The organism is Aliisedimentitalea sp. MJ-SS2, assembly GCF_032586155.1.
Classification (GTDB): Bacteria; Pseudomonadota; Alphaproteobacteria; order Rhodobacterales; family Rhodobacteraceae; genus JAWHTC01.
In genome coordinates this window covers 1-26,895 of sequence record NZ_JAWHTC010000004.1, presented here as the reverse complement: position 1 = coordinate 26,895, position 26,895 = coordinate 1, and the positions used below count along the sequence as shown (strand labels likewise).

Annotated in this window: 30 protein-coding genes; 16 read left to right on the top strand and 14 right to left on the bottom strand. The window is 59.7% G+C overall.

Annotated elements, in window-relative coordinates; genetic code table 11:
- Nucleotides 1–50: 50 nt before the first annotated feature.
- Nucleotides 51–533, bottom strand: coding sequence for an N-acetyltransferase (locus RXV86_RS15280; RefSeq protein ID WP_316301119.1), 483 nt, complete (start codon nt 531–533; stop codon nt 51–53).
- Between the two features lie 90 nt (nt 534–623).
- Between RXV86_RS15280 and RXV86_RS15275 the strand changes: the two genes are divergently transcribed.
- The 5 genes from RXV86_RS15275 to RXV86_RS15255 all read left to right on the top strand — a co-directional run bounded on the left by RXV86_RS15275 (nt 624) and on the right by RXV86_RS15255 (nt 5,728).
- The gene (locus tag RXV86_RS15275) at nt 624–1,229 is read left to right on the top strand and encodes a flavin reductase family protein (RefSeq protein WP_316301118.1); all 606 of its coding nucleotides are present in this window, start codon (nt 624–626) and stop codon (nt 1,227–1,229) included.
- A gap of 125 nt (nt 1,230–1,354) precedes the next feature.
- Nucleotides 1,355–2,200 carry an EAL domain-containing protein gene (locus RXV86_RS15270; RefSeq protein WP_316301117.1) on the top strand — a complete coding sequence of 282 codons (846 nt, stop codon included), beginning with the start codon at nt 1,355–1,357 and terminating at the stop codon, nt 2,198–2,200.
- 204 nt (nt 2,201–2,404) lie between these two features.
- Nucleotides 2,405–3,580, top strand: coding sequence for an acetyl-CoA C-acetyltransferase (locus RXV86_RS15265; protein WP_316301116.1), 1,176 nt, complete (start codon nt 2,405–2,407; stop codon nt 3,578–3,580).
- A gap of 189 nt (nt 3,581–3,769) precedes the next feature.
- Nucleotides 3,770–4,492: an acetoacetyl-CoA reductase gene (gene phbB, locus RXV86_RS15260; RefSeq protein WP_316301115.1), complete on the top strand. Its 723-nt coding sequence runs from the start codon at nt 3,770–3,772 to the stop codon at nt 4,490–4,492.
- A 276-nt stretch (nt 4,493–4,768) separates the two neighbouring features.
- Nucleotides 4,769–5,728: a transcriptional regulator GcvA gene (locus RXV86_RS15255; RefSeq protein ID WP_316301114.1), complete on the top strand. Its 960-nt coding sequence runs from the start codon at nt 4,769–4,771 to the stop codon at nt 5,726–5,728.
- Between the two features lie 93 nt (nt 5,729–5,821).
- On the opposite strand, the gene RXV86_RS15250 is transcribed toward RXV86_RS15255, so the two are convergent.
- The 3 genes from RXV86_RS15250 to RXV86_RS15240 form a co-directional block, all read right to left on the bottom strand.
- The gene (locus RXV86_RS15250) at nt 5,822–5,992 is read right to left on the bottom strand and encodes a YdcH family protein (protein ID WP_316301113.1); all 171 of its coding nucleotides are present in this window, start codon (nt 5,990–5,992) and stop codon (nt 5,822–5,824) included.
- Nucleotides 5,993–6,108: 116 nt separating this feature from the next.
- Nucleotides 6,109–6,861 (bottom strand): methyltransferase, encoded by a 753-nt coding sequence (locus RXV86_RS15245; RefSeq protein WP_316301112.1) that lies wholly within the window; start codon nt 6,859–6,861, stop codon nt 6,109–6,111.
- Complete coding sequence (locus RXV86_RS15240; protein WP_316301111.1) at nt 6,854–7,069, bottom strand: DUF2007 domain-containing protein; 216 nt, start codon at nt 7,067–7,069, stop codon at nt 6,854–6,856. The genes RXV86_RS15245 and RXV86_RS15240 overlap by 8 nt, the downstream gene beginning before the upstream one ends.
- 119 nt (nt 7,070–7,188) lie before the next feature.
- Here RXV86_RS15240 and RXV86_RS15235 point away from each other — a divergent pair, with 119 nt between their 5' ends.
- The 3 genes from RXV86_RS15235 (at nt 7,189) to RXV86_RS15225 (ending at nt 9,024) form a co-directional block, all read left to right on the top strand.
- Nucleotides 7,189–8,127 carry a polyprenyl synthetase family protein gene (locus RXV86_RS15235; protein WP_316301572.1) on the top strand — a complete coding sequence of 313 codons (939 nt, stop codon included), beginning with the start codon at nt 7,189–7,191 and terminating at the stop codon, nt 8,125–8,127.
- A gap of 42 nt (nt 8,128–8,169) precedes the next feature.
- Nucleotides 8,170–8,532, top strand: a complete 363-nt coding sequence (locus tag RXV86_RS15230; RefSeq protein WP_316301110.1) for a hypothetical protein — start codon at nt 8,170–8,172, stop codon at nt 8,530–8,532.
- A gap of 117 nt (nt 8,533–8,649) precedes the next feature.
- On the top strand, nt 8,650–9,024 hold the full coding sequence (locus RXV86_RS15225; RefSeq protein WP_316301109.1) for a hypothetical protein: 375 nt from the start codon (nt 8,650–8,652) through the stop codon (nt 9,022–9,024).
- 9 nt (nt 9,025–9,033) lie between these two features.
- Here the strand turns inward: RXV86_RS15225 and nusB are convergent, their stop codons facing one another.
- The 5 genes from nusB to RXV86_RS15200 form a co-directional block, all read right to left on the bottom strand.
- Nucleotides 9,034–9,501 (bottom strand): transcription antitermination factor NusB, encoded by a 468-nt coding sequence (gene nusB, locus RXV86_RS15220; protein WP_316301108.1) that lies wholly within the window; start codon nt 9,499–9,501, stop codon nt 9,034–9,036.
- Nucleotides 9,498–10,043 carry a 6,7-dimethyl-8-ribityllumazine synthase gene (locus tag RXV86_RS15215; RefSeq protein WP_316301107.1) on the bottom strand — a complete coding sequence of 182 codons (546 nt, stop codon included), beginning with the start codon at nt 10,041–10,043 and terminating at the stop codon, nt 9,498–9,500. The genes nusB and RXV86_RS15215 overlap by 4 nt, the downstream gene beginning before the upstream one ends.
- A 3-nt stretch (nt 10,044–10,046) precedes the next feature.
- Nucleotides 10,047–11,177: a 3,4-dihydroxy-2-butanone-4-phosphate synthase gene (ribB, locus tag RXV86_RS15210; protein WP_316301106.1), complete on the bottom strand. Its 1,131-nt coding sequence runs from the start codon at nt 11,175–11,177 to the stop codon at nt 10,047–10,049.
- A 76-nt stretch (nt 11,178–11,253) separates the two neighbouring features.
- Nucleotides 11,254–12,225, bottom strand: a complete 972-nt coding sequence (locus RXV86_RS15205; protein ID WP_316301105.1) for an MBL fold metallo-hydrolase — start codon at nt 12,223–12,225, stop codon at nt 11,254–11,256.
- A 173-nt stretch (nt 12,226–12,398) separates the two neighbouring features.
- Nucleotides 12,399–12,986, bottom strand: a complete 588-nt coding sequence (locus tag RXV86_RS15200; protein WP_316301104.1) for a riboflavin synthase — start codon at nt 12,984–12,986, stop codon at nt 12,399–12,401.
- A 146-nt stretch (nt 12,987–13,132) separates the two neighbouring features.
- On the opposite strand from RXV86_RS15200, the gene RXV86_RS15195 reads away from it, so the two are divergent.
- The 5 genes from RXV86_RS15195 (at nt 13,133) to RXV86_RS15175 (ending at nt 19,735) form a co-directional block, all read left to right on the top strand.
- On the top strand, nt 13,133–14,425 hold the full coding sequence (locus tag RXV86_RS15195; protein ID WP_316301103.1) for a capsular biosynthesis protein: 1,293 nt from the start codon (nt 13,133–13,135) through the stop codon (nt 14,423–14,425).
- A 116-nt stretch (nt 14,426–14,541) separates the two neighbouring features.
- Nucleotides 14,542–15,699, top strand: coding sequence for a polysaccharide biosynthesis/export family protein (locus tag RXV86_RS15190; RefSeq protein WP_316301102.1), 1,158 nt, complete (start codon nt 14,542–14,544; stop codon nt 15,697–15,699).
- Nucleotides 15,700–15,785: 86 nt separating this feature from the next.
- Nucleotides 15,786–17,723 carry a capsular polysaccharide biosynthesis protein gene (locus tag RXV86_RS15185; protein WP_316301101.1) on the top strand — a complete coding sequence of 646 codons (1,938 nt, stop codon included), beginning with the start codon at nt 15,786–15,788 and terminating at the stop codon, nt 17,721–17,723.
- A 473-nt stretch (nt 17,724–18,196) separates the two neighbouring features.
- Nucleotides 18,197–18,778, top strand: a complete 582-nt coding sequence (locus tag RXV86_RS15180) for a GNAT family N-acetyltransferase (RefSeq protein WP_316301100.1) — start codon at nt 18,197–18,199, stop codon at nt 18,776–18,778.
- 3 nt (nt 18,779–18,781) lie between these two features.
- Nucleotides 18,782–19,735 carry an NAD(P)-dependent alcohol dehydrogenase gene (locus tag RXV86_RS15175; protein ID WP_316301099.1) on the top strand — a complete coding sequence of 318 codons (954 nt, stop codon included), beginning with the start codon at nt 18,782–18,784 and terminating at the stop codon, nt 19,733–19,735.
- A gap of 272 nt (nt 19,736–20,007) precedes the next feature.
- Here the strand turns inward: RXV86_RS15175 and RXV86_RS15170 are convergent, their stop codons facing one another.
- The 3 genes from RXV86_RS15170 to RXV86_RS15160 all read right to left on the bottom strand — a co-directional run bounded on the left by RXV86_RS15170 (nt 20,008) and on the right by RXV86_RS15160 (nt 21,856).
- The gene (locus tag RXV86_RS15170) at nt 20,008–20,469 is read right to left on the bottom strand and encodes a hypothetical protein (RefSeq protein ID WP_316301098.1); all 462 of its coding nucleotides are present in this window, start codon (nt 20,467–20,469) and stop codon (nt 20,008–20,010) included.
- A gap of 209 nt (nt 20,470–20,678) precedes the next feature.
- Nucleotides 20,679–21,485, bottom strand: coding sequence for a nitroreductase family protein (locus tag RXV86_RS15165; protein ID WP_316301097.1), 807 nt, complete (start codon nt 21,483–21,485; stop codon nt 20,679–20,681).
- Between the two features lie 92 nt (nt 21,486–21,577).
- Entirely contained in the window at nt 21,578–21,856 is a 279-nt protein-coding gene (locus tag RXV86_RS15160; RefSeq protein ID WP_316301096.1) for a 2TM domain-containing protein, read from the bottom strand.
- Nucleotides 21,857–22,279: 423 nt separating this feature from the next.
- Here RXV86_RS15160 and RXV86_RS15155 point away from each other — a divergent pair, with 423 nt between their 5' ends.
- The 3 genes from RXV86_RS15155 (at nt 22,280) to RXV86_RS15145 (ending at nt 23,832) form a co-directional block, all read left to right on the top strand.
- On the top strand, nt 22,280–22,609 hold the full coding sequence (locus tag RXV86_RS15155) for a multidrug efflux SMR transporter (RefSeq protein ID WP_316301095.1): 330 nt from the start codon (nt 22,280–22,282) through the stop codon (nt 22,607–22,609).
- Nucleotides 22,610–22,881: 272 nt separating this feature from the next.
- Nucleotides 22,882–23,028 carry a hypothetical protein gene (locus RXV86_RS15150; protein ID WP_316301094.1) on the top strand — a complete coding sequence of 49 codons (147 nt, stop codon included), beginning with the start codon at nt 22,882–22,884 and terminating at the stop codon, nt 23,026–23,028.
- 396 nt (nt 23,029–23,424) lie between these two features.
- Nucleotides 23,425–23,832, top strand: a complete 408-nt coding sequence (locus RXV86_RS15145; RefSeq protein WP_316301093.1) for a WYL domain-containing protein — start codon at nt 23,425–23,427, stop codon at nt 23,830–23,832.
- 134 nt (nt 23,833–23,966) lie between these two features.
- Here the strand turns inward: RXV86_RS15145 and RXV86_RS15140 are convergent, their stop codons facing one another.
- Nucleotides 23,967–24,272 carry a hypothetical protein gene (locus tag RXV86_RS15140; RefSeq protein ID WP_316301092.1) on the bottom strand — a complete coding sequence of 102 codons (306 nt, stop codon included), beginning with the start codon at nt 24,270–24,272 and terminating at the stop codon, nt 23,967–23,969.
- A gap of 41 nt (nt 24,273–24,313) precedes the next feature.
- Nucleotides 24,314–26,895: OmpA family protein (locus RXV86_RS15135; protein WP_316301091.1), on the bottom strand; the 2,582-nt coding region annotated here is incomplete at its 5' end.

Sequence of the window (26,895 nt, the reverse complement as noted above, 5' to 3'; positions counted from 1 at the left end):
GCTCTCTGTTAGGATCACTGCCGTAGAGATTGGCCCTGAAGCACAAGATTTCAAGCGTCGCGGACAACCGCGCCGGTGATTCCAGCCCATGCATCGGGGGACAGATCAAGGCCGAGAACCCGGTCGGGGTTGGTCGGCGGTGGCATCGTGACGCCGGAAAGCCGGGTGAAGCCAAACTTGCCATAATAGGGTTCATCACCGACCAACATGACCCGTTCCCAGCCGGTTTCACGGCCGATCGCAAGGCTTTCGCGGATCAACAGCCCGCCCAGCCCCTCACCCTGGTGGGTGGGGTGCACCGCCACCGGGCCCAGAAGCAGCACCCGCGCCGCGCCAACCAGCACCGGCCAATAGCGGATGGCACCCGCCACGATTCCGTCTTCGCGCGCCACCAGCGACAGGCCCGCCACCGGTTCCACCCCTTCACGCAGCCGGTACGAGCTCAGCGCGGTGCGGCCCGGAGCAAAGCAGAGATCGTAGAGGGCTTCGACCTCCCACCAGTCCTCGGCGCTCTCAGAACTCAGCGTAAACACGGGGCTTTCCTTGGTAACGTGATGGTTTCAGGCTGGAAACGCCCCTAGCACGCACGTACACATGGGGCAAACGGAATAGGAAACGCACCCATGTTTTATCGTCCCGAAGACGGCCACGGATTGCCACATAACCCGTTCAACGCACTCATTGTGCCACGGCCCATCGGCTGGATCTCGACCCGCGGCAAGGACGGGGTCGACAACCTTGCGCCCTATTCGTTTTTCAACGGGGTGGCCTATACGCCACCGCAGGTGATGTTTTCCACAACGGGAGATAAGCCAGACCGCGACGGCACCAAGGACAGCCTGGCCAATATCCGTGAAACCGGCATCTTCTGCGTCAACATGGTGGAACACGCGGCGACAGACGCGATGAACAAAAGCTCGCAGACCCTGCCCGCCGGGCAGTCCGAGTTCGACCATGCCGGGGTGGAACGGGCCGCGTGTGAAACCATCGACTGCGCCCGGGTGTCGGGTGCACCCGCGACGCTTGAATGCCGGATGACCCAGATCATCCGGATGGATGGTGACGCGAATTACGTCTGTTTTGGAACCGTGACCGGGATACATCTGCGCGACGATTGCCTGAAGGACGGCATGTTCGACATCACGACGTTTGTGCCACTGGCGCGGTTGGGATATCGCGATTATGCGCTGGTGCCCGAGGCCTTTACACTGGCGCGACCGGATGATTGAGACCCTGGTTTCAGGATTTCCTGAAGAAATTTAGCCATTGGCCGAAAATTAACCCTCTGTTCAACACTTGCATCGCAAACTGCCTCTATGTGGTGGTGCGACGCCACCTCGGAACGGAGGGCACGATGGGGCGCAACCGCAAGGGAAAATGGGCCGATATTCCGACCGGGCATGAGGACCCGGTCAGTTATGCCGTGCAGTCACGTAATAAGTCCGTGCTACAAACAGTTGACGACGCGGTCCGCCATAAACAGGTGATGCTGGCATTTCAGCCCGTGGTTCAAGCCAAACGCCCGGAATTCGCCGCCTTCTACGAAGGACTGTTGCGGGTCAGGGACGAATCCGGGCGGATCATCCCTGCCGGTGAGTTCATTCACCAGATTGAAACCACCGAGACCGGGCGGATCATGGATTGCCTGGCGCTGGAACAGGGGCTGGCAGTTCTGGCCGAACATCCCCGGTTGCGGCTTTCGATCAACATGTCCGCCCGCTCGATCGGTTATGACCGCTGGATGCGAACGCTGAAACGTGGATTGCACCGTGACGCCACAGCGGCCGAGCGGCTGATCCTTGAAATCACCGAGAGTTCGGCGATGAACGCGCCGGAACTGGTGGTGAATTTCATGGAGCCGTTGCAAAGCAAGGGGATCAGCTTTGCGCTGGATGATTTCGGGGCCGGGTTCACCTCGTTCCGCTATCTCAAGGATTTCTTCTTCGACGTTCTCAAGATCGACGGGCAGTTCATTCGCGGCATTCATTGCGATCCCGATAATCAGGTTCTGACCCGGGCGCTGGTCAGCATCGCCCAGCAATTCGACATGTTCACCGTGGCCGAGTTTGTCGAAAGCGCCGAGAATGCGGCCTATCTGACCGCCATCGGGGTCGATTGCCTGCAAGGGTACTACTATGGCGCGCCGACGGTGCATCCGATCTGGGAACGTCATGTCGAGACGACCGCGCGGGCAGGCTGAACACCCCCTTTGCCCCGGCGAAGCCATGCCAAAGTACGCGTCTGTGTCGCCCTGTCGCGCATGCAATTGCATGCCGTGTGTTGCCGCAACGCAGAATTTCCGCTATTCAGGCCCGGAACAGGGCCCCCGTTGCGGGTCGCGCCCCGGTCCAAGTGTCCGGCGCAGTCCAGCATCCCGGCCCCAACCAGGGAAGAGGAATTCTGCATGACCAATGTTGTAATCGCAAGCGCCGCACGTACCGCCGTCGGCTCGTTTTCGGGTTCGTTTGCCAACACCCCCGCCCATGATCTGGGCTCGGCCGTCCTGGAAGCACTGGTCGAGCGTGCCGGCGTTGAAAAGGGCGAGGTGAGCGAGACCATCCTGGGCCAAGTGCTGACCGGCGGCCAGGGCCAGAACCCTGCGCGCCAAGCGCATGTGAACGCTGGCCTGCCGATCGAAAGCTCGGCCTGGGGCATCAACCAGGTTTGCGGTTCGGGCCTGCGCGCGGTGGCATTGGGCGCACAACACATCCAGCTGGGCGATGCCGACATCGTATGCGCCGGTGGTCAGGAAAGCATGTCACTGAGCCCCCACGTGGCGCACCTGCGCGCGGGCACCAAGATGGGTGACGTGAAATACATCGACTCGATGATCCGCGACGGTCTGTGGGATGCCTTCAACGGTTACCACATGGGCCAGACCGCCGAGAACGTGGCCGAGCAATGGCAGATCAGCCGTGAGATGCAGGACGAATTCGCCGTTGCGTCGCAAAACAAGGCGGAAGCTGCTCAAAAAGCGGGGAAATTCGACGACGAGGTGATCCCCTTCACGGTCAAGACCCGCAAGGGTGACATCATTGTCGACAAGGACGAATACATCCGTCACGGTGCCACCATGGAGGCCATGCAGAAACTGCGGCCGGCCTTCACCAGGGACGGCAGCGTCACCGCCGCCAACGCGAGCGGAATCAATGACGGCGCCGCCGGTGCCCTGCTGATGAGCGCGGCCAACGCCGAGAAACGCGGCCTGCAGCCGCTGGCCCGGATCGCATCCTACGCCACCGCCGGGCTGGACCCGAAGATCATGGGCGTCGGCCCGATCTATGCCAGCCGCAAGGCGCTGGAAAAGGCCGGTTGGAAGGCCGAGGACCTTGACCTGGTCGAAGCCAACGAAGCCTTCGCCGCACAGGCCTGCGCCGTGAACAAGGACATGGGTTGGGATCCGGCGATTGTGAACGTCAACGGCGGCGCGATTGCCATCGGCCACCCGATCGGCGCCTCGGGCGCACGGGTTCTTAACACCCTGCTGTTCGAAATGCAGCGCCGCGACGCCAAGAAGGGTCTCGCCACACTGTGCATCGGTGGCGGCATGGGCGTGGCCATGTGCCTCGAGCGGGACTGATTGATGGTCGCGTGACACATTCCAAAGGGGCGCCGATTCGGCGCCCTTTTTCGTTTCGAAAGGGAAATCAGCGGAAAATCGGCAAAAAATAGCTGCGCTGCGGCATTTTCTTTGCGCAATAATGTTGCGTATTCCCGATATTCTGCGTAACAGCATTACCAACGCAATACAGATATTCAGGAGGACACCATGGGAAGAGTTGCACTGGTTACCGGAGGCTCGCGCGGTATTGGCGAGGCGATCTCGAAGCGGCTGAAAGCGGATGGCTACGAAGTTGCCGCCACCTATGCCGGCAATGACGAGGCCGCGGCCAAGTTCACCGAGGAAACCGGTATTAAGACCTACAAGTGGAATGTCGGCGACTACGAATCGTCCAAGGCGGGCATCGAGCAGGTCGAGGCCGATCTTGGCCCGATCGAAGTGGTTGTCGCCAATGCCGGCATCACCCGCGACGCACCGTTCCACAAGATGACACCCGAACAGTGGCACCAGGTGATCGACACCAACCTCACGGGCGTGTTCAACACCGTGCACCCGATCTGGCCCGGCATGCGTGAGCGCAAGTTCGGCCGTGTGATCGTGATTTCGTCGATCAACGGTCAGAAAGGCCAGTTCGCGCAGGTGAACTATGCCGCCACCAAGGCGGGCGATCTGGGGATCGTCAAGTCGCTGGCACAAGAAGGCGCGCGCGCGGGCATCACCGCCAACGCCGTCTGCCCCGGATACATCGGCACCGAAATGGTCATGGCGATCCCGGAAAAAGTGCGTGATTCGATCATTGCTGGTATCCCGGCAGGCCGCTTGGGCGAGCCTTCGGAAATCGCCGATTGCGTGGCCTTCCTCGCACGCGACGAGGCCGGCTTTATCAACGGCAGCACCATCTCGGCCAACGGCGCACAATTCTTCGTGTAAGCCTCAGGCACATGCCGCACAATCAAGGGGTCGCGCCATCCGGCGCGGCCCTTTTTCGTATCTGAACAGACCCACAACCCAGCGGAAGACCGAACGAAAGGCCTGCGCGCGCAGAGCGTGGCTGCATTGGTAGTGCGATTGCATCTGGGTCGTGGTTGCGGTTTCCAACATCTGGGGCCTCTTTACTTCAATATTTTCGATGTGACTTTGATACATCTGCGTGTATGCTGGGTGCAAACGAGACTTTCTGCGCCTTCAATTAAGATTTTCTTAACTATGACCGACCGCCTTCCCCCATTGACCGCGTTGCGCGCCTTTGATGCTGCTGCCCGGCACATGTCGTTTTCATTGGCCGCTGATGAGTTGGGAGTGACCCCGGCGGCGCTGTCATTCCAGATCAAGTCGCTGGAGGAGCATCTGGGCACGCTGCTGTTTCACCGGCTGAACCGCAAGGTGGAATTGACCGAAGCCGGGCGCACCCTGGCGCCGGGGGCGCGAGACGGGTTCGAGGCTCTGGGCGCGGCGTGGCGGGCGACGCGGCGCTTGCAGGACGACAACAGCCTGACCGTTACAGCCGGACCCGGATTTACATCCAAGTGGCTGGCGCCGCGCCTATACGAGTTTGCGCGACAACATCCCGAAATTGAGCTCAGGTTCTCGGCCTCGTTGCGGATCGTGTCATTTGATCAGGATGACATTGATGTGGCCATTCGCTTTGGTTATGGCCCCGATCCCGGCTTGCATTCCGTTGCCCTTGCAAAGGAGTGGGTCACCCCGGTGATGACACCGGACATGGCGCGCATTTACCCGACCCCCGAGGATTTGAAGCAGGCGCCACTGATTTATGATCACTCGGTCGATTTTCTTGACCCGCCGTGTGACTGGCCCGCGTGGTTTCGGGCGGCTGGTATCACCCACGAACCCAAGTACACGGCCTTCTTCAGTCAGACGGACCACGCCATCGACGCAGCCCTGGCCGGAGTCGGCGTCGTAATGGGCCGGCGGGGTTTTGTTGTGAAAGACCTTGCGGAGGGCCGGTTGGTTGCGCCTTACCGGCTTGCGTTGGGGACTGACGCCCATTTCCGCTTTCTGTGTCGTGAAGGGGAGCAGAAACGCCCGCAGATCGCGGCATTCAAAACCTGGATACTGGATGAGATAGACAAGCTTGCCCACGTATCAGGTCAGATGGACATCATACCCGCCGGACAGATTTCCATTGCCGACAACAGTCCATGACACACTGCGGTTTTGTGCAGGGTGCACGCGCGGGACGTGGAACTGATTGCCAGCGGCGCGGCTTTGGCCGCGCGCGCCAGATTGCGATCCTGATTATTCGGCGGTTTCGAGCCGCGCGATTTCTTCCTTGAGACGCAGTTTCTGTTTTTTCAGGTCGGCGATCTCGGCATCGGATGAACCGGGCGTGCGTTGAACTTCCTCGACCTGCTCCGAAAGCTCATGATGTTTCTTCTTCAGTTCCTCGAGATGCGAACTCAAGCTCATGGGCGTCCTCCTTTGGAAATGTAAAAGCCGTGCGACAAGTGCATCATAAATTCCGGCGAGTGTCACGCAGGATCGTCATGCAAAGATGAAGAAATGGTAGCGGCTCGCAGGCCGTTTCAGCCGGGGAAGGGCAGCCCCGCGCCGTTGCGCAGGACCGAGCCTATTGTTTCAGAATAGTTTTCCCGGTCTCCGGGATGCTCGGCCCCGTCGTGCATCAGCAGACCATCGTGCAGGCGGAAGGCCGCCCGGCCGCCCTTGCGGGCCCGCAGGATCACCAACTGGCTGTCCCGCCCGGGGCGTGGGATCAGCGGCAGGAGCTGGATCGAACCGAGACGGTTTGCCACGTGGGTCAAAACCTCGGGCAGGCGCTCTGCCCGCTGGATCATGTGGAGATAACCGCTTGGAGCAAGGCGTTTGGCGGCCTGATCTATCCAGGTCTCGAGCGCGGTATCGCCCCCCAGCGCGACCTCACGGCGGGTATCCGGGGCGCGGCTACCACGGGCGCGGTCGAAGTACGGCGGATTGGTGATGACGTGGTTGAACTGGCGTTGCTTCAGAGTGGCGGGCATCTGGGTCAGGTTGCCTTCGAGTACCTCGAGCAAGATATTGTTTTCCGAGGCATTGCGACGGGCCAGCGCGGCATAGTCAGGTTGCAGTTCCAGCCCCGTCAGGGTGAGGCCGGGAATACGCTGCCCAAGGCAAAGCGCGGCGGCCCCTGCCCCACAGCCGAGGTCCAGCACGGTCTGACCGGCGCTGGCATTGACCGCGGCCGCCAGCAACACAGGGTCAACCCCGGCGCGATAACCCGTTTTGGGCTGGTGCAGCGTCAAAGCCCCGCCCAGAAACAGGTCGCGCGTCAGGTCAGTCATGGACTTCTATATCGTTGTCACGCAGCGCCCGGGCGGCGGCATCAAATTCGGCATCCGCCACCATCAGACGGCGCGGCAATATGCCAATGGAGCCTTCGAGAATGCTCATGTTTACGTCCATTTCAAAGGCCGTTATACCCTCGCCCTGAAGCAGTGTCTTGGCAAAGGCGATCACGGTGGGGTCGGAGGTGGCGAGAAGCTGTTTCATGGGGATGAGATAAGGGCATCGGTATCGGTTTGTCGAGACGTGCCAACGGGAGTGTGAAGAGCTTGGACCAGCTTTCCGTAAAACCGCATGAACGGCTTGCCGCGCACCTCGAAGGTGGGATGGCGGCGGTCAACGTCCTGATCCGCGAGCGGATGGCGAGCGAACACGCGCCGCGCATCCCGGAAGTGACCGCACATCTGGTCGAAGCCGGGGGCAAACGCTTGCGCCCGATGCTGACCTTGGCGGCGGCGGATTTGTGCGGCTATGACGGACCCTATGACGTGCATCTGGCGGCGACGGTCGAGTTCATCCACACCGCGACCCTGTTGCATGACGACGTGGTCGATGAAAGCGGCCAGCGCCGTGGACGGCCGACGGCGAACCTGCTCTGGGACAACAAGTCGAGCGTTCTTGTGGGCGACTACCTGTTTTCGCGGTCCTTTCAGTTGATGGTGGAAACAGGATCGCTGCGCGTGCTGGACATTCTGGCCAATGCCTCGGCCACGATCGCCGAAGGTGAGGTGTTGCAGCTGACAGCGGCGCAGGATCTGCGCACCGACGAAAGCGTGTACCTGCAGGTGGTGCGGGGCAAGACGGCTGCGTTGTTTTCAGCCGCCACCGAGGTGGGCGGCGTGATTGCAGGTGCGCCGGAAGAGCAGGTGCAGGCGCTTTACAACTATGGTGATGCGCTTGGGATTGCGTTCCAAATCGTCGATGACCTGCTGGATTATTCCGGCGACGTGGCGGCAACCGGCAAAAACGTGGGCGACGATTTCCGCGAACGCAAGCTGACCCTGCCGGTGATCAAGGCCGTGGCCAAGGCCGATGCCGAGGAGCGCGCCTTCTGGCAGCGCACCATCGAGAAGGGCAAGCAGGGCGAGGGCGATCTGGAGTTCGCCCTTGGACTGTTGAACAAACACGATACGTTGGCGGCGACGCGCGACGATGCGCTGGCCTGGGCCGAAAAGGCCAAAACAGCGCTTGAGGTGTTGCCCAAACATGAGGTGCGCGACATGCTGCGCGACATTGCGGATTACGTGGTGGCGCGGATTTCGTGATTGGGTGGCATGTTGCCGCCTGCGGCTGCATAGGAGAGTGACATGCGGATCAAGGCCCTTCTTCTGAGCATCGCCCTGGCGACCCCAACGGCGGCACTTGCCGAGTTCACGCGAATCGAGACATCTGAGCAATTCAACGACCAGGTGGTGGGCCGGGTGATTACCTTTTCGGTGGGCACAACGTTGATCCACGCCGATGGCACCACAGAGGGCAGCCTGACAAAGCCGCAGGAGGTGGATTACACGGGGACCTGGACCTGGGAAGACGGGTTTTACTGCCGCAACCTTGTGATCGACGGGGATGAGACCGGCGTGATCTGCATGCAGGTTGAAGTGGATGGCAATAACCTGCGCCTCATTCGCGACAAGGGCGAAGGGCGTGCCTATTCGGCAACGATGGAATAGCCTGCTCAAGCCACGGCCAGCACAGCCTCCGGTTTTTCAGGTGATCGAAGCCTTTGGCAGATGGCACACCCTCTGCTAGGCTGGACCTATTGAAGCAACTGATATTGGGAGGGATTCATGCGCAGCAAAGCATTGAGTGCATTCATTCTTGGACTTGCCATCGCGTTGCCCGGCGCGGCCAGCGCGGAAAACTGGAAACGCATCAAGAAGGAAGCGGACTTCCGAAACATCTTTGTCGGCAAGAAAATCGTTTTCGACGGTGGCCATGGTGTCGTGCGCGCCAATGGCAAGACCGACGGCAAGTTGAACAGCGGCGGCGGCTACCACGGCAGCTGGGTCTGGAGCAAACGCATGTATTGCCGGAACCTGATCATCAACAAAAAGGAAACCGGCACGGCCTGCCTAAAAGTCGAGATGGATGGCAACAATGTCCGCATGACGCACATGACAGGCGCCCGAAAAGGACGGGTGACCACAGGTGTCTTGAAATAGGGCCTGTTTTCAGAACGCCTCGGGCTTTGCCTCGCGCGCCATGTGATCGAGCACGGCGTTGACGAATTGCGGCTCCTTGCCCTCGGGGAAGAACGCGCGGGCGACGTCAACGAACTCGGTGATCACCACCTTGGGCGGCGTATTCGACTGGGTCAGTTCGGCCCCGGCGGCACGGAACAGCGCGCGCAGGGTCGGGTCGATCCGGGCGATGGGCCATTTCGCCACCAGCGCCCGGTCGGTCATCTGGTCGATCGGCGCCTGGAAGTTGACGGCATCCTGCATCAGAGAGCGGAACAGTGCGGGATCGCCCTCGGCCATTTCGCCTTCGTCATATTCAGCGCCAAAGCGGAAATCCTCGAACTCGACGATCACCTGTTCGACCGTCTGGCCGGATTGTTCCATCTGATAAAGCGCCTGCACGGCATAGAGCCGAGAGGCGCTTTTCATCTTGCGTTTCTGGTTGCCCGAGAGCGTCATGCGGTGGGGTCGTCCTTCAATTCGCCCGCGATCTGGTATTCTTCACCGTCGGGCAGGAAACCTACCCCTTTGCGGGCGCCGCCCCACTTATGGGCAAGCGAGATGAGATGCAAGGCCGCAGCGGCCGCGCCTGCGCCTTTGTTCATTTTTTCGGGATTGGCACGGGCCTCGGCCTGGGCCTCGTTCTCCACGGTCAGAATGCCGTTGCCGATGCACAAACCCTGAAGGCCCAGCATCTGGATGGCGCGCGACGAGTCGTTGCAAACCGTTTCATAATGGGTGGTTTCACCACGGATCACGCAGCCCAGCGCAACATAGCCGTCGAAATTCGACATCCGCTCGGCAATGCCGATGGCTGTGGGAATCTCCAGCGCACCGGGAACTTCGATAACCTCGTATGTGCCGCCCACGGCCTCGATCTCGGCAGTGGCGCCCTTGATCAAGTCGTCGGCGATCTCGCGATAAAACGGCGCGGCCACGATCAAGAGTTTCACCGGCTTGTCCAATTTGGCGCGCGGCATCGTATATTCGGTGGTGGCCATGGCTCAGACTCCGTTATGGATCGGGTGGGTGCCGACAATCGACAGCCCGTAAGCGTCGATGCCAAGATAACGTGTCGAGGGCGAGTCGGTGAGCAAAATCATCTCGCTGAGGCCAAGCGTTGCCATCATCTGGCTGCCGAGTCCGGTGCGTTTCACGATCTTCGGCGCGTCATCCTCTTCGCCGAAATCAAGCCGTGGGTGCGGTTCACGGAACAACAGCACCACACCGCGGCCCTTTTCGGCAATAATGTTCATCGCCTTCGGCAGCGTGTCCGAGGGGCTGGGGCCAAGGCCCAGAACATCCTCGACCTCGCTCAGCGCATGGGCGCGGACCATGACCGGGTCAGAGGTGGAAATATCGCCCTTGATCAGGGCGACATGTTCGGTGCCAGTGATCTGGTCGGCAAAGACGCGCATGTCCCAATCGCCGCCATGCTCGGAGGTGACGGTTTGCTTGCGGACTTCACGCACAAGGTTGTCGTGCTTGTGACGATAGGCGATCAGGTCGCTGATCGTGCCGATCTTGAGGTCATGTTGCTTGGCGAACTCCACCAGGTCCGGCAGGGTCGCCATGGTGCCATCCTCGTTCATGATCTCGCAGATCACGGCGGACGGGTTCAACCCGGCCAGGCGCGAGATATCGACCGACGCTTCGGTATGGCCGGCGCGAACAAGTACGCCGCCGGCGCGGGCGCGCAGCGGAAAGACATGGCCTGGCGTGGCCAGGCTGGCCATGGTGTTCTGTTCATTGATCGCGGTGGCAATGGTCAAGGCCCGGTCGCCGGCGGAGATGCCGGTGGTGACACCCTCGCGGGCTTCGATGCTGACCGTAAATGCGGTTTCCATGCGGGACGAGTTGTTCACCGCCATCATCGGCAGGCCTAGATGCTCGATCCGGTCGCTGGTCATTGGCAGGCAAATCAAACCCCGGCCATGAGTCGCCATGAAGTTCACCGCCGCCGCATCGGCAAATTCCGCCGGAACGATCAGGTCGCCCTCGTTCTCGCGATCCTCGTGATCGACAAGGATATACATTTGGCCCTTGGCGGCACCGGCGATGATATCCTCGATCGGCGTGATTGCGTCGCGCAGGGACGCCTCGATGGCGCCGGGGGTGTCATAGGCTGTGGTCATGGCATTTCCTCATATTCCCACGCGCCATAGCGCAGGCGACAGGGCTTGACCAGAGCGCCGTTTCGTCACCTCTCCCCTAGCCGCGGAATTGCCAGACCGCCGGAACAAAGCGATAGGCGCCCGCGTCACGAACCACGTGGCCGACACCGGGGAACGGGAAGTGATAGCCGATGAGGGCAATCTCGTCGCTCGCCGCCATATCCAGGATACCGTTGCGGGTCGCTACGGTCTGGGCCGGGTCGGCGTCGATGCCATTGTACCAGTCGGGATGGGCGAAATTCATCCAGGTCTGGGCAAAGCTGTCGCCCAGCGCGATGAGCTGCTTGCCGCCGCTGTCCACCCGCAGGCTCATATGACCAGCGGTGTGACCAAAGGAGTTCATCACCGAAATGCCCGGTGCGATCTCACCGCCATCCTTGATCATGGTCCACTCCACACCCTCGGCATTGATCGAGTTGACCGCGCCGACAACGAACTGCTGATCCTCGGGGGCGACATTGTTCACCAGCCCGTCCTGCATCCAGTAACCGTGCTCGACCTCGCCGATGATGTACTCGGCGTCCGGGAAGATTGGTTCGTCGAAATCGTCGCGGATGCCCCAGATATGGTCGGGATGGGCATGGGTGATAAAGACATGGGTGATCGACGCGGGGTCGATCCCTGCCGCTTCCATGTTGGCCACAAGCCGACCCGTCGTATCAAAGAAGCGCGAGCCCGAGCCGACATCGACCAGAACCTTGGCCTCGCCCAGTTCGACGAACAGGTGATTGGTATGGGCATAATTGCCCTCGCCCGGGTGGAAAGCCGCGGCCATTGCGGCCTCAACCGCGGCGCGGTCGGCGTTGACGCCAAGATCGCCGACCGGCTGGGAAAAGAACCCGTCCGAGATCACGGTGCATTGCGCCTCGCCGATCGAGAAGCGGAAATGTGCCGGGTTGGCGGCGGCGCCTGCGCCCAGGCCAGCCCGTGCCACAGCGGGCAGCGCAAGGCCCGGCGCAATGGCGGCAAGTTTCAGGATATCCCGGCGGCTGGGGCGAATGAGTGTCATGATGTCCTCCCTGGTTGGCAGGTATTATGCCGGGACCATTGCAGAGAACGCAACATGTTTCATGAATATGTTTTTCACCTGACCTGAATTGTCTCAGGGGTTTGGGGGCAGAGCCCCCAAGGCCTGCGTGGCCTGAACGCATACCAAACTGCGCGCGCCAGCGCTCCACCGGATCAGGAAAACTCCTGCAACCGCGCCACGTAGCGGGCCAAGGTGTCGATCTCGAGGTTCACCCGGTCGCCCACGGCAGCGCGGCCCCAAGTGGTGGCCTCCTTAGTGTGGGGGATGATGTTGACGCCGAAATCACATCCCTTGACCTCGTTCACCGTCAGCGAAGTGCCATTGAGGGCCACCGAACCTTTCGGTGCAATATAGCGAGCTAGGGCCTCGGGGGCGCGGAAGGTGAAGCGGGTGCTGTCGCCTTCGTCCACCATCTTAATGATCTCCGCCACACCATCGACATGTCCGGAGACGATATGACCGCCGAGCTCGTCGCCGACCTTCAAAGCACGCTCCAGGTTCAACGCCCGACCGTGTTCCCAGGTATCCAGGTTGGTTTTCGAAACGGTCTCGGCGCTGATTTCCACGTCGAACCAGTCGTCCCCCAGAGCGATCACCGTCAGGCAGACTCCATCGCAGGCAATCGAAGCGCCGATGTCGATGCCGGAAGTGTCATAACCGGTGCCGATCCGGGCGCGCAGGTCGCCGCGTTTTTCCAGCTCTTTCACACTGCCAATATCGGTGATGATGCCTGTGAACATTCGAACCCCTCCGTTTCAGCAAAACCCCTAGCGCGGGCGTGGGACGCGTGCAAGAAAGCCCTTGCCGCACCGCCCCGATTGGGGCCATATTTTTCCGAAGCGCGCTGAAAAAACGAAAATCAACCTTTCCTGCGTATGTGAGAAAAATGGTAACGATCACCGGCGACAATCGAACATTCCTGTTCCTGCAGGGGCCGCACGGGCCATTCTTTCACCACCTGGGCAAGATGCTGCGCCAGGCGGGCGCCGATATCTGGCGGGTGGGGTTCAACGCGGGCGACCGGGCCTTCTGGTTCGACCGCAACAGCTATATTCCCTATCGCGGCGGCCAGGATGCCTGGGCCAAGACCTTCGCCGGGATTGTTGCCGACAAGGGTATCACCGATATCGTGCTTTACGGCGACACGCGGCGTATTCATGCCGAGGCGGTGGAAATTGCCCACGAGATGGGTCTGAGTGTGCATGTGTTCGAAGAGGGCTACCTGCGTCCCTATTGGGTGACCTATGAACGGGGGGGCTCAAACGGGCATTCGCGATTGATGGACATGAGTGTTGCCGAGATGCGCAAGGCACTGGAGCAGTCCGACATGGACGCCCCCCTACCCCCGGCGCGGTGGGGCGACATGCGCCAGCATGTGTTTTATGGCGCGCTCTATCATTGGTTCGTGATGTTTAGGAATGGTGATTATCACAATTTCAGGCCACATCGCGACCTGCCGGTGACTAAGGAATTTCAGCTTTACCTCAAACGCCTCCTGCTGATGCCGCTGCAAGCGATGGAACGGCGGCTTGCGACGTTGCGCATCCGCTGGGGCGGGTTTCCCTATCACCTGGCGCTGTTGCAGCTCGAGCATGACAGCTCGTTCCAGATGCATTCGCCCTTTGCCTCGATGCGCGACTTCCTCGAGGTTATGGTGCGCGGGTTCGCCGAGGGCGCGCCGAGACATCACCACCTTGTTTTCAAAGCACATCCGCTGGAGGACGGCCGGGTGCCACAGCGCAAGGTGATCCGACAGTTGGCGCGGGAAAATGGGGTTGAAGACCGCGTGCATTACGTGCGGGGCGGCAAGCTGGCTCAGCTTCTCAACGATGCGCGCAGTGCTGTGACCGTCAACTCGACCGCCGCGCAACAGGTGCTGTGGCGCGGCATTCCGATCAAGGTGTTCGGCAGCGCGGTCTATGACAAGCCCGAGTTCGTCTCGACCCAGCCGTTACCGGAGTTTTTCCAATGCGCCAGCCGTCCGGACCGGCGCGCCTATCAGGAGTATCGCAGGTATCTGCTGGAGACCAGCCAGGTTGCGGGGGGGTTCTATTCGGCGCAGGGCCGCCGACAGTTGATGCGGATGGTGGTCGATCTGATGCTGAATTCGGAAGACCCCTATGACGCGCTGGCCAAGGGCACCGCGGCTCCGAGGCAACAGTTGCGGTTGGTGAACTGACCCACACAAGGTCTAGCGCTGGATTTTTCCTCATTTATCGGCTAGCTTTACCTCAACTACAGCGCGCAAAGTGCTGAGTCCGAGGCAGAAAAAGAACAGGTCGAGGAGACCGAGCAGTGAAACCCGAGAACACCCGTTGGGCGCGGATTGCCGCGCTTGTAGCCGCTTTGGCGGTTGTTTCGTCATGTGGCCTGCCGCGTGTTGGTCCGACCAAGAGAGAAATTTACGAAGGCTCGGTCCAACGCAAGGGCGATGCGTTTATCGTAGCCGTCAATGATCGGGTGACCCGGGCCACCGCGGTGGTGCCCGCCCTGGGCTTCTCCGAGGAATTCAAGCGCGCCGGCGTCCTTGGATCAGACACGATCCGCCCCGGCGACACGCTTGGTATCTCGGTTTGGGAAAACGTCGACGACCCGCTTTTGGGCACCGGCGGCGCAGCCGGTACCGGTGGCGGTGCGGCGACGCTGGCCGAGATCCAGGTAGATGGCTCGGGCCATATCTTCATCCCGTATGCAGGTCGTATCCGCGCCGCGGGTAACACCCCCGAGGCGATCCGCCGGATCATCACCCGCAAGCTGGAAGAGCAGACCCCGGACCCGCAGGTCGAGGTGCGCCGCATGGCCGGTGACGGCGCCACGGTGAGCCTTGTCGGTGCCGTGGGCGGCCAGGGGGTCTACGCGATCGAGCGCCCGACACGGACACTGACCACAATGCTGGCCCGCGCTGGCGGTATCTCGATTGAGCCCGAAATTGCCCAGATCACCGTGATCCGGGGCAACCAGCACTCAAAAGTGTGGTTGCAGGACCTCTATCAGGACCCTGAGCTGGACATCGCCCTGCGCGGTGGCGACAGGATACTGGTCGAAGAGGACACCCGCCGTTTTACCGCTTTGGGCGCCACCGGCGGCCAGACCCAGGTGCAGTTCGAAACCCATTCGCTGAGTGCAGTGGAAGCGATTGCCCAGGTGGGCGGTCTGGCCTCGGCCAGTGCCGATCCGACCGGCGTCTTTGTCTTCCGCAACGAACCGGCAGAGATTGCCAACCACGTGCTGGGCCGCAACGATTTGCAGGGCGCACAGCGGCTGGTCTACGTGCTGGACCTGACCCAGCCCAACGGCATGTTCCTGGCGCGTGATTTCGTGATCCGCGACGGTGACACGCTTTACGTCACCGAGGCCCCGTTCACCCAATGGAACAAGATGATTTCGGCCATCACCGGTACGCTGGGGTCAGTCGGAACGGTAACGTCAGGCGTCGAAGCGCTTGGCGGCTGAGGCCGGAGACTTTGCAAAACGACCATAACGATCAAGCCGCCGGGAGCGACCATCCCCGGCGGCTTTATTATTTTAACGCGGGCTTCTTGAAACAGCGACAAGTGCGTCGGATCTTGTCACTTGCGGGGTATGATCTGAGCCTGGGCAAACCCGGGTCGGAGGACCTGATCGCAGTCTGGGGCCGTTCGCCCTATGCCGCGCGCGGCGAGGCGGTGGCCGAAAAGACTGGCGCGGGGATCGTCCGGGTCGAAGACGCTTTTCTGCGCTCACTGTTGCCCGGACGTGCCGGAGAGCTGCCGCTGGGTCTGCAGATCGACACGCGTGGCGTACATTTCGATGCCACCGCGCCATCAGACCTTGAGCACCTGCTGGCCAATCACCCGCTGGACGACACGGCGCTTCTGAACAGGGCGCGCGGTGCCATCGAGCGGCTGAAAGAGGCGCATCTGACCAAGTATTTCGCCACCGATCCGGGCCACGAGGTGCCCGTGCCGGGCTATGTCCTGGTGATCGATCAGACCCGGGGTGATGCCTCGGTGAAATATGGCAATGCCGACCGTAATTCCTTCCTTGAGGCGCTGTATTATGCCCAGGAAGATCACCCGGCCCAGCGCATCCTGATCAAGACCCATCCCGAAACCGTGCAGGGCTTCCGGCAGGGCTATTTCGAAGAGGACGACGCCAAAGGGCGGGTTTCCTTCTTTGACGCTCCGGTGTCGACATGGGACCTGCTGGAGGGGGCGATTGCCGTCTATACCGTGTCCTCGCAACTGGGATACGAGGCGATATTGGCCGGGCACAGGCCGGTGGTGTTTGGCCAACCCTTCTATGCCGGTTGGGGGTTGAGCGAGGATCGAAATCCGCACCCCATGCCGCGGCGCGGGCGGCGCCTCACCCGGGCGCAACTTTTTGCCGCGGCGATGATCCTGCACCCAACATGGGTGTCGCCCTATGACGACCGCCTGTGCACGTTGGAAGAGGCAATCGACGCGGCCGAAGCCATGGCACGGCAATGGCGCGAGGACGGGCATGGCTGGATGGGCGAGGATATTCGGCTTTGGAAACGCGCGCCGTTCCAGAAGTTCTTTGGCCGGCACAAGCGGATGGTGTTCGGTCGCACAACGCGCGACGCCGGAGAGCGCCGCCGCATGGTCTGGGCTGGCAAGGCCGATCCGGAGCGCGACGTTGTGCGGATCGAAGACGGGTTCCTGCGCTCAAGGGGCCTTGGGGCCGATCTGGTACCGCCTGTGTCACTGGTCACGGACGATCTTGGGATATATTACGACCCGTCCCGCGAGAGCCGGTTGGAACGGCTCATTGCCAAGCGGGCCGATCTACGAACGGACCAGCGATGGCGGGCCGAGCGGCTAACGGCCAAGATCCGCGCGCTACGGGTGAGCAAGTACAACCTGGGTGGCGACGCGCCCGAATTGCCCGCCGGGCGGCGGATCCTGGTGCCCGGACAGGTCGAGGACGATGCCTCGATCCGCTGCGGCGCGGGTAAGATCAACACCAACATGGCGCTTCTGAACGCGGCACGCGCGGCCAACCCCGACGCGGTGATCCTCTACAAGCCGCACCCGGACGTGGAAAGCGGGCTGCGGGACGGCACCGTCGCGGCGGGCGGATTGGCGGACGTGGTGCTGGAACGGGCCGATCCGGTGGCTCTTTTGGAGGAAGTCGACGAGGTCTGGACCATGACCTCGCTTCTGGGCTTCGAAGCGCTGCTCCGGGGCGTGAAAGTAACCTGTACCGGCGCGCCCTTCTATGCAGGCTGGGGCCTGACCAGGGACCTGGGCGAAGTGCCTGCGCGGCGCAAGGTGCAGGTTACTCTTGAGGGATTAGTGCATGCGGCACTGATCGACTACCCGCGCTATGTCGATCCGAAAACCGGCCTGCCCTGCCCGGTCGAAATTGCCGTGACGCGGCTGGCCGAAGGGGATATTCCCCATCCCGGGGCGGTGAACCGGATGGTATCAAAACTGCAGGGGCTGTTTGCTGGGTTTGCACCTTTGTGGCGGTAGAGTGAGAAAAGCTTCAAAGTCGAAGCGGACTTTCCAGGATTTCAACACAAATGTCGGCTGTGCGGGACGAAGCCGCCATTTGCGACGGTCCAAGCAACAACCGGTTTCGGCCCAAACCGGCCTTTGATGGTCTCCGTGGTCGCTGCAGCGCAGCTTCCCCAAACCAGACCTTCGTGGGACGACGCGGCATTTGCTCAGGGCGAACGGCTGCAACGCGGACCAAGCGGTCATTCCGCGTAGTTCGGGCAATGTTTTGGTAGCTGATGCGCACCGACGCTGACGACCTAGAACTGGTGCCGCGCACGCACCTCCCCCAGTACCCTTGGCGCTTTGGCCCAAGAACGGCTACACTTCTTCCGTCAGCCCGCACCGACGCCCCGGTCTGAAAACGCCTTAGTTTGACACACTGTGGCGAACCAGGTTGGAAGACTTTGCTTAAGCGGCGCGGCTGACTCAAATGTGCGAGGTGTTTCATGACCGTGACCATCAGAAGGGCCACAGGCGACGACGCTGGTCTACTTGTAAAGGTCATCGACATGGCGAGTGGAGGGGTTGTGCCATCGCTATGGAATACGATGGCGCCTCCGGGCATGGACGGAACTGCTGTGGGGTTCGGGCTTGTGACCGCGGAAGAAGGTGACTTTAGCTATCGAAACGGGTTCGTCGCCGAGAGCGGAGGCGCGGAGCTAGGCGGAATGATCGGCTACGCACTTCCATTGCAGCCACAGCCGGCCGGGCCAGACACGCCTGAGGTCTTTGTCGGCGTCGAAGAGCTTGCGCAACTTGTGCCGGGGTACTGGTACATCAATGTTATGGCCACCATTCCTGAAGGGCGACGCCAAGGTGCGGGCGCTGCGTTGCTGAGCGAGGCGGAAGGTCGAGCGCGGGCGATGTCATGCCCCGGGCTTGCATTGATTGTTGCCGCCTCGAACGATGCCGCCATCCGAGTCTATCAGCGCGCCGGGTACGCAGAGCGCGCACGGCGTCCATTCGATGTTTCCGCATTTGGACAAGAGCCGACACAAGCCGTGCTGATGGCAAAGGACTTGACTTGAGCAATGAGAGCCGTGGTTCAGGACAGGTATGGCGAACCCGAACATCTTCGCCTCGCTGACATCCCGGTTCCAGAGCCGAGCGCATCCCAGATCAGGGTCAAGGTTCTGGCTTGCGTTGTGAACCTGTCGGACTGGGAATTCCTAGTCGGGTCACCCTTCTACGCACGACTTGTCGGCGGTCTGTGGCGGCCAAAGAAGGAGGTGCTGGGGTCTGACATTGTGGGTGTTGTTGATAAGTTGGGGACGGGAGTCAACGGTTTTGAGATTGGTGACAGGGTCCTGGGCGACCTCGTCATGCATCGCGGTGGTTTTGCCGAGTATGCTTGTGTTGGTGCGGATGAAATGACCTGCGTTCCAGACGCAATCTCCGACGAAATTGCTGCCTGCCTTCCACAGCCCGGTGGTATCGCCGTTGCTGGCACCGAAAGGCTGAGAGCAGGTGACAGACTGCTAATCAATGGTGCAGGCGGTGGCTCCGGGACGATGGCCCTTCAACTGGCCAAGGCCAAGGGCGTGCACGTCACCGCCGTCGATAATGCAGGAAAAACCGAATGGTTGAGTTCACTTGGTGCCGATGAGGTCATCGACTACCGGGTTCAGGATTTCACTGGATTGGGACGGCAGTGGGACCGCATCCTGGACATGGTGGCGACCAGAGGTCCAGCGGACATTGCTCGGTGCCTCTCGGAGGGCGGCAGGTACGAAGCATTGGGGGGCAGCTACCGCATGCTGATGTCTCTCGTGTTGGGGGGCTTGCGCTTTCGCCGTCACAAAAAGTCGATCGGTATGCTGCTGGTGCCGAGTGGTCGTGACCTAACTGAACGCGTCGGGCAAATGGTGGTTGAGAAGATGATGCATCCGCACCTGGAAGCGGTCCTGCCCCTGTCTTCCGTGCCTGACGCGCTAAAACAAACGGGCCTCGGCGAAGTGAGAGGCAAAATGGTGATCAAACCATGACGTGGCGGTCTCAGCCAGTCCAGTGTCGGAATGCTTCGTGATCAATCCTCGAGGCGCCATAGTCACAATTGAGGACAATGGCCGCTCTGGGCTCGATTCGGACCTTCGATGCGCTCGACGACAAGGTTCGTTCAGCGGGACAAAGCCGACATCGAGCGGTTCTCATTTGTCGTTGCGATCAGGCAGAAAACTTCCGCCTCAAAGTTTCTGGCCAAAAGCCCGTTGTTTCGACAAAACCGTTCCTGAGGCTACTCCGTTTCACAACAATCCATTCAAGTCGCAGACTTACGCCGAAGCACGAGCAGGAGAAGCCCAACAACCAGCGTTACAAGGCCCACCAGAGCGAGAGACCACTTTGCGATGGTCCATTGGTTCGCGGTCGCCGCCATCTCGACCGTTATGTTTTCGGCGCCTACGCGCAACATCGCGGCGATTGCCAGGTTCTCAAGCAAATCCACCGCAACATAAGACAGCGATATCGCGCCGATAATCAGTCCGGGCCATCCGGGGAACAACCATCGGTAGGTGAAAAATAGAACCGCACCCAGAAGCGGCGGGAAAACCATGTCGAGCCAAAACTGCGCGCCAAGATACAGTGCCGCGCCCTGATCACCGATCGCGGCAAGGAAGTCTTGAGCCTGGGCGAATGAATAGCCGGCAAAGCGCATATCAAGCAAGCGCAGCCCGCCAGACAGTGCTTCGATCTTTGGCACTGTCCAAAGGTTCATCGCCAACCAGGATGCCAGCATCGCGGAAAAAATGAGCCAGAATACTCGTGGCACTTCGCAGTCCCCTTGTTTCGCAAATCACCTGACTTGTGTTCGCCGCCTGAAAGGGCGGCGAAACAGAGTTTGCTAAGTTGGGTTTTCACCCCGGACGACGCTCTTGGTCCAAAGGGGCAGATCACAAGATGCTTGCGACCCGACCCCGCTGAAATTGGGCGTCACACTTCCTTGACCAGATCGCGGAATGGCAGCCTGACGCGGGCGCTGAACAAGCCCTCGGGTTTGCCGGTGCCGACGCCAATCACCATGACAACTTCTGCCGTGTCAGGCAGCTTCAGCAGCTTGGCAATTCCACGCTTGTCGATCCCACCCATCGGACAGCATTCATAGCCGTGTGCAGCAATCGAAAGCATGAGGTTTTCTGCCGCCAGGCTTGCTTGCACGCTCCCATAGACGCGGTGGTCTGCACGCCGCACTGGGCCATTTGGCGTTGGCTGGCTTCTGCTTCTGTACCAGAACATCAACCGGCGTTTCAGGTTGTTGAGGCCCCAACGATCCGTTTTCATCAACATCGGCACCACGTTTTCGTAGTAATCCAAAACCGGTCCCTTCAACGGTTTTTTGCCGTCGTCGGTCATGATTTTGGTCAGTTTCGCATGGTGCGATTCCCAATCGTCAACGCGAGAAACAACAACCACGATATCACCTGCGGTCTCAGCAGCCGGTTGGCCAAGGCAAAGCGCCACCATCTGCTTTTTCTTCTCGTCGTCGCGAACCCAATAGAGCTCGTAGCATTGAAGGTTCGAAGAACTGGGCGCCAGAGTTGCGTCGCGCAGGCAATCGCGCATCACCTCTTCGGGCAGTGGGACACCGTCAAAGATTCGTATGGCCCGCCGTCCCTGTACAGTTTTCTTGAAGCCAGGCAGCGCGCTTTTCTTGAATGAAGGGTTCGGTCGCTCCTCTTTCGTGACAACGACGTGATCAAAGCTCTTCATTTCACTCAGGGCATTTGGGGTTCCAGACATTTTGTCCTCCAATCCTTGTTCGCGCGTTCCATCACGAGGCCGCATCAAATGGCGGACCCGCCCATTCCGTTGAGTAGAAGCGGGTTCGAAACTTACTCGCCGTGCGGTTTGTGATCGCGCAACTCACGTTCCGTCATGGCTTCGAGAATTACGTTTCTGCCGGAGAATACGAAGACCCGCAGCCCGTGGAGCACCACGGCCAATCCCCATCCCATCAACGGCCAAATGGTCCAGTTGGTTTCCGGCAATGTAAGAACGTTGATGGCGATCAATAGAACCATGACCACCACGAAAACGGCGACATGAACGAAAAAGCCGTATTTGGCTTTGGCACGCCTTTTGGCCGCCGCATACGCGTTGCTAGTTTGCATGACTTATTCCTTTTTCGAAAAACTTGCCGAAGTTATAAGCAATCGCCTGATGTGCTGCCATGAGAGAGATCAAGAAATCGACGTTCTTGACGCGTTGAATTGGCTAACACGAAGCTTGAGAACCGTGACCTGCAACACGTCTTGTGTAAAGGTGCCCGGCAATAGGTTTGCGCGTTTTACGATGTGTCTCGTGACCGGCAGACTTGCGCTGACGAAAGCCCAGCTGGTTTATTGATGCAACTCAACGCTGGCACATCGCATACCTGCTATCAGATTGGCGTCGGCCTGACCTTGCATTGAAAAAGAAACGAGCCGGCGCCTGCAGCATTGGGTGCCACATGGAGCCGACAAAGAAAACACGCGCGAGCGGTTATGTGATCCCAGTTCAGGGCGCAGTTCCGCGCGTTTTTAAGGAGGAAAGTCATGCACTGGATTCTGTTGTCAGCTGGAATCGCAATTGAAATTCTAGCGACCGCGTCTCTTAAGCTATCAGACGGGTTCACCAAAATTAGCTTTGCAGGCTTGACTCTGATCTGCTTTGCGGCGGCGTTTTACGTCATGTCTCTCGTTGTTCGAACTATGCCGCTTGGGGTCGCGTATTCGGTCTGGGCTGGCGGCGGTATTGCAGGCGTCACTTTGTTAGGAACAATGGCGTTTGGCCAGAAGCTAGACGGCTTTGCATATCTCGGGATTGGCCTGATCCTTACCGGAGTTGTCGTATTGAACGCACTGTCAACGTCGGCCGGAAGTTAGGGAGTATCCGAAAGCCACATTGCTTGGCTAGTAGTCAAAAAGCGCCGCAGTGTTTTAAGCGTGCTTATCCGAGATCATAGCAAGTTTGGGCTCGAATTGGACTTATCTGCGCGACGCGTGGACGACTGCTTGGCGGGGGGCAGATCGAACTTACGGTGCGACATCGATTCTCGGGTACTGACCGTTGTGGTACCAGGACGCCACTACGTTAAAACCATCAGGCCGGTCGAACCAACATCAGCCGACCGTCAGAAAAACCTCGCGTCAGAAAAATGGAACACGTCATGGAAGTCATGGAACAAGAGTGGATTTTCAATTTTGTCGGTCTCATCGTCGCCGCCTGCATCGTGGGCGGAGCTGTCTATTCTGGGCTCAAGCAGATCGCTGAAGCTCTGCGCTCGAACCGTGGCAATGAATAGCTGATCGAACACCCCCGCGGACTACCACTCTAGTAGCATTTTAACACAGTTGCCGAAGAACATCGTCATACGGCTCGCATTGCTGGGGTTGGTGCCGCAGGCAGCGAGGGCCGGCTCGTTACTTTCGGGGTCGGTTGTAGCGGTTGTTTCCAAAGTCCGTCTTGGGCTCAGAGCCGCCATGCGGTGCTGCGGCATTCAAGCAGGCTTGATCTGAGTAGCCGCCGTCGAGGACGGCCCATTGCAGCCCTTGAACCTAGTATCCAGATGCTGTGGCGCAGCACTGCGAAGCCGCCGTTCGTCATAAGCCCTGTGTTTTAGTTCTAGGAACGTCGTTTGTGATGGACCTTCGTTGCGACTAGGGTTGGGAAATACAGATGGGGTCAAAGGTGCATTGCTATGAAAATTCGTCTTGTTGGAAGCACTTTGGTTGTCATTGCCGCCCTTTCCTCACCAATTCAGGCACAGTCAGACCACGAAGCAACCCTTTGCGAGGCGGCTAAAACAAACCAAGTTGTCGAGATCGTCTACGACAAAGACGTCAGCAAAGGTTGTCTTCCGCGTCTTGTCGATGTGCACCAAGTTGCGATTGGCAACAACGGCAAACTGTATATGCATGGCTGGCAGACCCGTGGTTGTACCAAGGGGCGAGATTTTGCTGCCGAACGAATTTTCAGATTTGATAAGATCAAGTCAGTTCAGGTGATTGAGGGTGTCTTCGATGAAAAATCTCAATTCATCAAGGCTGAAGGCTGGGATGGGTGCCTGGGCTCAAATTGCTTTATAAAAGAGAATGTCTGCGAATAGAATTCGCGTCACAAGCGTTTAATGCGCCCGTACAAACGGCCCATTCCCGCCATTGGCCATCGCCCACCAACGCTGCGGTGCGGCCCGTCATATCTGCCATTCGCTGCGTCTGCAAAACCGGGCGGCGGCCAAATTCACAGAATGCGGACTTTCCAGCTTTTCATGTCTTGGTCGCTGAGGTCGGTTGCCTGTGCATAGCCGCTATTTGCACGGCCTTCGACAACTTCCTCAATCGACGGCTGATTAAACACAGAGAACTGGTGGTGGAATGAACCGATCTTCAGGTGGGCCTTGCCCCCAAGCACCAGGTTTTCAAATCCGGAATGCGACGTGGCGGAAGCAAGCGCCAACGAATATCCGATGAAGAGGAAGTGGATCGGATGCGCGGGCACAACAAGAAAGATCAGCAGCAGAGACATGTAACAGACATGCTCGATCACCATAGGATCTAACGATCCCGAAACTGCCGCTTTCGATGCCGTCAGAAACTCAGTTTCACGGCACTTCCAAAGCTCAGAGCTCCATTCCGGGTTACTGCCGTATCAACGCGAACTATCCCATACCGGACCCTTTTCGCCGCACTGGCCGTGAGCGATCCACTTGTGAATGACCGCCCGCGTTCCGCATCGACCCGAAGTTGGTAGACGAAATCACTATCCTCATCCGCACTAAAAAGTTCGAGAGATCCACCAAAACTGCACTCGCCATCGAGGGCACTGACACTGAGCGATTTGTAACAGGCCAGACGCGGGGTAAAGGCAATGTTCGATGCCCCGCCTTCCAGGCTCCATTCGTGACGGATTTCTGCATAGAGCCGGCCACCTGACACAGAGCCCAACTCGAGATTACCCATTTGGGTTATCCCGCCCAGGTCGGTGATGACATCGACATCTGCACCGGGCGCGTAAGCATAGTTAAACCCGATCCGCGGCGTCATCGTCACTTTGCCGAACTTCAGATCTCCCGAGATGGCCGCCCCAGCGAACCCTGCATAGTAGCTATAATGTCCAGTGGCATCTATGGTCCCAATGTTGCGGCTGAAGGAAAGGTCGAACTGGTGACGACCGGCGGCAAATCCGAGATAGTAGTCGAGAAACAGGCCGTTTCGCATTTGATCGGCACCGTAGATGCCGCCATTGACACCCACGCCATTGATTTCACCGTCCGCGAGATAACTGATGTCGTTCTGGCTGTTATAAATACCCATGAACCAGCCACGAATGCTGTTCTCGTCCACGAAACGTTCACGGCGGTAGGATAGATTCACCTGGCTTTGGGATTGGCCGCGGTCTGTTTCAAGATAGCGAAGACTGCCTTCGACTATGTGCCACTCATCCCGAATGCAATCGTAGTTTTCGCTGAACAGCCTGCCATCGACCTGAACAGTTCCGTCCTTGGCTTTGGCATTGATTTTCCTCTTGAGAACCCGTCCGCCGTAGCACGCATCGTATTCTTCGAAGTCGTTCAAAAGAACGAACTCGACCCGCCGGTTCATCGCCTTGCCTTCTGCCGTCGCATTGCTGGCAACCGGGCGGCTCTCGCCATATCCGCGCGCAATGAAGCCCTCGGTATCGACACCGCGCGCAATCAGCCCCTTCAGCACGGCATCGACGCGGCGCTGGCTCAGATCGTAGTTATACGCATCCGAAGCATCACTATCCGTGTGGCCGGCGATTTCGAAGCGCGTTCCCCGACAGGTGCCCAGGATTTGTCCGATCGCGTCCAGAATTCGGTGACTTTCCGGTTTGAGGATCGCCTTGTCGGTGTCGAACAGGATATCCTTGGCTTCCCGGTTGGCGTCGACCAGGCAGGACTCGCCCGTACGGGTACGCAGGCGGTCAAGTGCACTGGAGGCATAGCTCTCCATCTGGTCGCCCTGCTCGGTTATGGTTGTAACCAGGTCATCCGTCAGGATCGTCACGAGATCCGTCGCAATGGCATCCAGCAGTGATGGTTCATCAACAACGATGGTCACGGTGGCAACGTCACAGTTGGATGGGTTAAGTTCATCACACAACTGATAGGTCAACACGTAGGTGCCTGGCGTGGCGCCCACCGGAACCGAAATGACGCCATCATCCGATATCGTCACCCCGGTCAGACCGCCGATATCTACCAAGGTGGCGGTGGTTGCCGAACCGTCGGCCGGGACAAGCACTCCACCGAGTGTGTCATTGACCAACACCGACTCCGTAGCACCCCCTGTAAAGGTGTCGACAGGCGCTCCACTGAAGTCATCGTCATTCGCCACGATGGGTGCCGCCTCAACCACGATCGTCACCTCCGCCGTATCGCAATTCGACGGGTTCAGAACATCGCAGATCTCGTAGGTATAGATGTAGCTGCCTGCCGTTGTTCCTACCGCAACCGTCAGCACGCCGCTCGTCGAGTCGAGCGTTATACTTCCCGCCGCCGGTGTTACATCCAGACCAAGCGTCGTCACGCCATCCTGCGCCAGGCCGACCTCGTTCACAGTCACGTCGGTCCCGATTACGGGGTCCAGAGTCCCGTTGAGCGTATCATTTACCACAACGTTCGGGATCGACCCACCTGCTGCCCCGTTTATCGGGCTGGGCGTGTCGTCAATTGCGTCGATATCGTTGCTCACAACAACGCTCTCGCTCAGATCATCCCCGGTCGTCCCAGGATCAGGCTGATCGCCCGACGCCGCCGTCGTCGTGTTGGTGATCGTCGAACCGCCCTGGCCGGCATCAACCGTCCCCTCAAGCGTCAGCGTCGCACTCGCTCCGTTCGCAAGCGTCCCGATCGACCAAACACCGGTGCCCGCCGTATACGTCCCCGTCAACGTCGTCCCGTTATTCGCCGTCGCCGTCAGACCAGATGGCAGGCTGTCGCTCAGAGACACATTCGTCGCCTGCGCCGCTCCGTTGTTCGTCACCGTGATCAGATACGTCACAGTGTCGCCCTCCGCAGGCGTCGCATCCCCCGATGCAAGCGTCTTCACCGTCACAAGATCAGCCGCAGCGCTCACAACAACGCTCTCGCTCAGATCATCCCCGGTCGTCCCAGGATCAGGCTGATCGCCCGACGCCGCCGTCGTCG